General features: G+C 55.4%; 9 protein-coding genes. All 9 read left to right on the top strand.

Annotated elements, in window-relative coordinates; genetic code table 11:
- On the top strand, positions 1-415 hold a 415-nt coding region (locus ACT9AS_RS14495; RefSeq protein WP_445100869.1), incomplete at its 5' end, for an immunity protein Imm33 domain-containing protein.
- Between the two features lie 134 nt (positions 416-549).
- Positions 550-717, top strand: coding sequence for a hypothetical protein (locus ACT9AS_RS14490; RefSeq protein WP_445100868.1), 168 nt, complete (start codon positions 550-552; stop codon positions 715-717).
- A gap of 118 nt (positions 718-835) precedes the next feature.
- Positions 836-1444 (top strand): hypothetical protein, encoded by a 609-nt coding sequence (locus ACT9AS_RS14485; protein ID WP_445100867.1) that lies wholly within the window; start codon positions 836-838, stop codon positions 1442-1444.
- Positions 1445-1522: 78 nt separating this feature from the next.
- The gene (locus tag ACT9AS_RS14480) at positions 1523-1879 is read left to right on the top strand and encodes a hypothetical protein (protein ID WP_445100866.1); all 357 of its coding nucleotides are present in this window, start codon (positions 1523-1525) and stop codon (positions 1877-1879) included.
- 491 nt (positions 1880-2370) lie between these two features.
- Positions 2371-2712 (top strand): hypothetical protein, encoded by a 342-nt coding sequence (locus ACT9AS_RS14475; RefSeq protein ID WP_445100865.1) that lies wholly within the window; start codon positions 2371-2373, stop codon positions 2710-2712.
- A gap of 141 nt (positions 2713-2853) precedes the next feature.
- Positions 2854-3348 (top strand): hypothetical protein, encoded by a 495-nt coding sequence (locus ACT9AS_RS14470; RefSeq protein ID WP_445100864.1) that lies wholly within the window; start codon positions 2854-2856, stop codon positions 3346-3348.
- 121 nt (positions 3349-3469) lie between these two features.
- Positions 3470-3763, top strand: a complete 294-nt coding sequence (locus ACT9AS_RS14465; protein WP_445100863.1) for a hypothetical protein — start codon at positions 3470-3472, stop codon at positions 3761-3763.
- Positions 3764-3903: 140 nt separating this feature from the next.
- Positions 3904-4299: an MAPEG family protein gene (locus ACT9AS_RS14460; protein ID WP_445100862.1), complete on the top strand. Its 396-nt coding sequence runs from the start codon at positions 3904-3906 to the stop codon at positions 4297-4299.
- A 529-nt stretch (positions 4300-4828) separates the two neighbouring features.
- Positions 4829-5665, top strand: coding sequence for a hypothetical protein (locus tag ACT9AS_RS14455; RefSeq protein WP_445100861.1), 837 nt, complete (start codon positions 4829-4831; stop codon positions 5663-5665).
- Positions 5666-5835 lie beyond the last annotated feature (170 nt).

The following is a 5835-nucleotide window of genomic DNA, read 5'->3' as shown; positions in this document are numbered from 1 at the left end:
CGACTTCGGGGGCATCTACGCTATCCTCGATTTCGGAAGCCACCCAGCGCGGGTCGGCTTAACTCAGGCGTTAGGCCGCATGAAGCAGTTATCGCAATCGGATACATGCAGACAGTTCGGGTCGCTCTTTCAGCCGCCTGCCGAAGATGATCGCTTGGGTGTTGCGCTTTCTACGCTGTCGCAGTTGCCTCTCAACGCCCTCCGGCATTCCTCAGACGGCGGAGCATGCGGCTGGTACATCTGGGGCGGCGATTACTCGGAAGATCCCGATTTTTTCCAATCACTGCATGTGCATCACATCGTGGAGCATGCACCACAGTTGGTGCCCTACTTGGCGCTTGCTCCGGGCTGGCGCGTCTTGCTAGCGCCCGAGCAAACGGACGTCTGGTATGACCCGGCTCTCATTGCCGTGTAGTCTGCGGCCTAACAATTCGTTCAAGCCGAACTTGCTTCGTTACACCAAAGCCATGGCAGAAAAAGCTTGCCATGGCTTTGGCTCCACTACGCAAGTCGGCTTAACTCAGGCGTTAGGCCTCAGGAGCAGCACCCATGAACTCCGAGCAGTGGAGCCAAGACGTTGCGGGGTTGGTGGCTGATGCGCTCCGGGATGCAAGGCTCATCGCACCGGAGACGTTCGAACGCGCCCAAGCGATTGTTGCGGAAGAGATTTGGGTGCGGTTGAACCTGGGCGATTACCCGCCACGAGATCCAAAGTAGGCATGCCGCGGTCCGGACCACTCGCCCGGCCCGCCAAACCCCAACAGCGGCCCTCGTACACGCTAAGCTGAGGCCTAACAATTCGTTCAAGCCGAACTTGCTTCGTTACACCAAAGCCATGGCAGAAAAAGCTTGCCATGGCTTTGGCTCCACTACGCAAGTCGGCTTAACTCAGGCGTTAGACCTCAATACCAAGAATTCTGCAACCCCGAGAGTCGCAATGCTCATACCTAAGCTCTCTAGTCCAATCGAACGCATCGGATTTTTGCTCACAATCATCGGAGCAATGTCGGCGCTTGTCGGAGTTGTTCCGAGCTTGCCGCATTTAGACCAGCCGCCCAATCGCCCGGAGTTCAATGCGGCAGCGTCGGCTCGTTGGGCTGCACAACAAGAACAGTTGCGGTTGGAACAAATACGTAACGAAATGGCTCACCCCGTTGATATCCAAATTCGGCCAAGTAGTGGGGTCGAGCTCCACACGGAACTTGCACCACCATGGGAGCCACTACCGTCCCGAGATCCGCTGGCCCATTGGACAGTTCCAACTTATTTAAGCAAGGCCCTATACAACCTTAGCGAGTCCTTTACCAATCCAGATTCATGGGACCAATTAGCTTTCTCTTACGGCATAAAGGCTCTGCTCCTCGGCCTATTCCTTTGGCTATTGTTTGAGCGCACGCTTGCTCGCCTATACAAATGGATTCGTCTCGGAAAAACGGTTCCGTGAGGTGAGAGGCTTGAGGTCTAACAATTCATTCAAGCCGAAGCCGCTTCGCGGCTCGGCTTAATTCAGGCGTTAGCACTCATGAACAAACCTCCCGTCGCACTCGTTGCCCCCGCTGTCGCGTACCTCGGCTACTTGGCCGTCATGCTGGTCTTGGACTTCACTCCTGTAGTTGCTGGCCGCCTAGCCATCTCTGCAATCTTGTTCTTCTTCGTACTCCGCGGCAGTCGTATCGCAGGCAATATCCTCGCCGTCCTGTGCGGGCTCAGTGCCTTAGTGCTTCTAGTTGCGGCGGTAGCAACTTTCCCGGAAAACCCGATGGGAGCCATCACCTTCACGTTAATTGCAGGGCTGCTAGCCGTGTTCGCTGGCTATCTTTTCTTTAGCCCCGCGGTTCGCGTATTCCAAGGCAAAGCACTCTCAGCCACCTCGGCATAAGTGCTAACAATTCGTTCAAGCCGAACTTGCTTCGTTACACCAAAGCCATGGCAGAAGAAGCTTGCCATGGCTTTAGCTCCACTGCGCAAGTCGGCTTAACTCAGGCGTTAGGCCGCACATGGAAATAGTCGCAAGCTTGTGTTTCGTACTCGCCGCAGTGCTTACGGTGATCTACCTGCATGCCTTAGCAAAGTTCCATGGCATCCTTCGGCAGGAGCGACCAGAACTGGTGGACCAGCGAGGCTCGCTCAGCTTCTTCTATACCGGCATGCCTCGAATCGCAGACCCAAACGTCGGAGTTGCTACTCTCAAGGTCGCGTTTAGCCGCAACCTACCGGAGTTGCGGTCCCCCGCAGCGTTGAGCTATGTCAGTCGTATCCGGCTCTGTCTTCCATTGGGCCTGCTGTTGTACGGGGTCGCATTTGTCGCGTTAGCGGTCGGTGCGGCCTAACAATTCGTTCAAGCCGAACTTGCTTCGTTACACCAAAGCCATGGCAGAAAAAGCTTGCCATGGCTTTGGCTCCACTACGCAAGTCGGCTTAACTCAGGCGTTAGGCCCCAATCCAACATCCATGCAAGCCTTGATCAAAAAGCTAGGAAAGCCGCGTAGCTGGTTGGTGTTCGCAGCAGCATGCCTTACGAGCCTTTTGCTCGGAGCGCTGTGCGTTGGGCTCTACTTCGGTGGCCTGCAAGTTGCAGGACGCATTGGCTTTTGGGTCGTTTTAGTTTGTTGGGCTGTTGCCGGATTCTCGTGCTTCAGCTATTTCACTGGCCAGCTTTCCGGGCGCTACCGCGACTTGCAAGGCAAGGGCTGGGCGGAGTTGCCGTGGTAAGTTGTGGCCTAACAATTCGTTCAAGCCGAAACCGCTTCGTTACACCAAAGGCATGGCAGGAAAAGCTTGCCATGTCTTTGGCTCCACTACGCGGTTCGGCTTAACTCAGGCGTTAGGCACCTTTTGGGGAGAAATCGGCGTATGAAATACCTACTGGTCGTGATCCTGATGCTTTGCCCCGTAGCTCATGCGCAAACGGAGCCAGAAAAGGCGGAGGATCCACAATTCCAGACAGCCATGGGGTCAACTGACACGCTGCCATCACAAGGAATTCCAGCCATCTATCCCGGCGCCGCATCCGAGGAGGCGGTTGCTGCGACCATCACAACAGCACCTGTTGTCACTCCTTCCCGTCAACGAGAGTGGAGCGACATTGAGGTCTATTTAACCTTTGCCATTCTGGCGTTCACACTTGTCGCCTGGGGCATGCTGGCCTATCTGGCCCGCAACGCTCAAAAGGCTTGGTCGCCTCAGTCAATTCTTCGCGTGTTTGGCATAACGCTCATCATTCCCATGGCTGTCTTGTTGATCGTTGCGGGCTACAGTGAAAAGCAGATCGCCTCAGTTGTAGGTTTGCTCGGCGTCATCGCGGGCTACCTTTTGGGCAACGGGGACCGCCCGCGGGCAGGTGCCTAACAATTCGTTCAAGCCGAAACCGCTTCGTTACACCAAAGGCATGGCAGGAAAAGCTTGCCATGCCTTTGGCTCCACTACGCGGTTCGGCTTAACTCAGGCGTTAGGCCTCACAGGAGAGATCATGCAGGTCCGTCTTACATTCCGCGAGCTCGTCGCGGCCGAAGCAACTCCCACGTGTCCGTTCGTGCCTGAGCGAGATGAGTATGAAAGGCACTTTTGGGCTGTCGTTGAAGACATGCGCGCAATCGACGAGGTCATTGAAGTAGTGGCGCAAGATGACCACGTGGTGATCGTGACAATCGGGGAACTCGACCTCGAAGGTTTCAAGGCTAGTCTAAAGCCGATACTCCAGCACAACTTTTGCTATCTGCGGATCGCAGACATCGCACCGTGGCCTCGCGCTGGTGAGGCCTAACAATTCGTTCAAGCCGAACTTGCTTCGTTACAGCAAAAGCGTGGCATAAAAAGCCTGCCACGCTTTTGCCTCCACTACGCAAGTCGGCTTAACTCAGGCGTTAGGCTGCAGCAGCCAGTCATTTCGCAACCGGGGAAAACATGGCACATCCTCTTGTGCTTCCAATGGCAGCGCACGTAGCGCTCGCTGCACTCCTCTACGCTCTGCTTACCGTTGCGCGCGCCCCTAAAGTCTGGGGCATCGGCCAACGCACGGATGGCTCCAATCCGTGGGCAGCTATTGAGCCCCGTATCGGTGCAAACCTATCCAATCAGTTCGAGTGGCCCGTTTTGTTCTACGCGGCATGCCTGCTACTAATGCAAGGCGATCTGGTGAGCACTGCTGCGGTTGCTCTTGCCTGGGTCTTTGTCGTCGGACGCTTGGCACATAGTTGTGTTCAAATCTTCACCGCAAACATTCGGCTGCGCGGCTTGGTGTTCACGGTCAACTTCCTCGCTACACTCGGACTGTGGGTTGTGGTTCTTCAGTCCCAGTAGCCGGGGGCAGCAGCCTAACAATTCGTTCAAGCCGAACTTGCTTCGCTACACCAAACACATGGCCGAAAAAGCTTGCCATGTGTTTGGCTCCGCTACGCAAGTCGGCTTAACTCAGGCGTTAGGCCGCACAAGCAGCAACGGTTCTTTGCTTGGTCCGCAGCGGCTTGCAGCTGATCGCGCTACCGACTCTTTTGGTCCATCGCGTTTGCTGCGCCCTCGCCCTTCGGAAGATTGTAGTGAGGGTTCGCGGTGGTCTGCGCGGTTGGGTTCTCGCTCGGCCAGTGCATCGCATCGTGCAGTTCCTGGCAGTGCAGGTTCTCGGCGCGCAGGTACGGTTCTCGCCGCGGCTTCGTGCATGTAGCGGCGTCGCACTCGGGCCTTCGTCGGGGTACAGTGCGGCCTAACAAGTCATTCAAGCCGAACTTGCTTCGTTACAGCAAAAGCGTGGCAGAAAAAGCTTGCCACGCTTTTGCCTCCACTACGCAAGTCGGCTTAATTCCGGCGTTAGGCGGCAATGGGGAGTCGCGCGATGGACCGATACAAATTCGAACTGCAAGGACGCGCTTTCGATGGAGGCGACCGTCTGGACAAGGTGGCTGCTGGGCTAACCGCCTTGCAGCACGTATTTGATGCTCAGTATCGAGCCATCACCGACAAGAAGCGCCTTTCGGAGCAAGATCGTGCAAACTTCCAAGTTCGACTTACGCGCTACGAAGATGGCTCGTTTGTCACGTACTTGGAAGCAATCTATACAGGGCTCCAGCTGGCACTTCCCTTCTTGGCAGGTACCCCAAACATCTGGGAAGCCACGAAGAACGCGTTTGATTTCCTTAAAGCCCTGTACGAGCTAGCCCATCAAGGCAAGGAATTCCAAGTCACCCAGAACGGCGACGGAAACACTGTTGTCACTAGCGGTGACACGCACCAAGTGTTCAATGGCCCGGTGTACATGATCGGCAACCAGCTCATTGGTGCAGTTCGTGAGATGGATGACCTCCTAGAAGGTGATGAGGTACAACGGGTTGCACTGGAGGGGCCTGATAGCCAACCTGTGTTGGAGCTGACATCGGACATGAAGGGCTTGTTCTACCCACCAACGGAGGTGGATGAAACGCCCATCAGGCTTACTTGTGACATATACGATTTCAATAAGTACGAGAAAGTTGGCAAGGCTCGCGTGCTTACTGACCAGCCAATTCCTCCGGGCAACTACAAATTCAAGAACATAGGCGATCAAGCCGTAGACGACTTTATTCTCTCAATGACGGAATCGCAGGTGACGCTGAACTGTCTTATCAAGTACCAGCATGATCCGTTGTCAGAAAGCCGCATTGCGGAAATACTTGTTGTGCGGGTTGCCGCCTAACAATTCGTTCAAGCCGAAACCGCTTCGTTACACCAAAGGCATGGCAGAAAAAGCTTGCCATACCTTTGGCTCCACTACGCGGTTCGGCTTAACTCAGGCGTTAGGCTGCAGCGCCGAAATTTCTCGCGGCGGACACGGCTACTGTCAGAATTATCGGACGGCGCAAGGCG

The organism is Lysobacter sp. F60174L2 (genome assembly GCF_052547135.1).
Note: the sequence above shows the minus strand (reverse complement) of the source record. Positions and strands in the feature narration are given on the sequence as shown.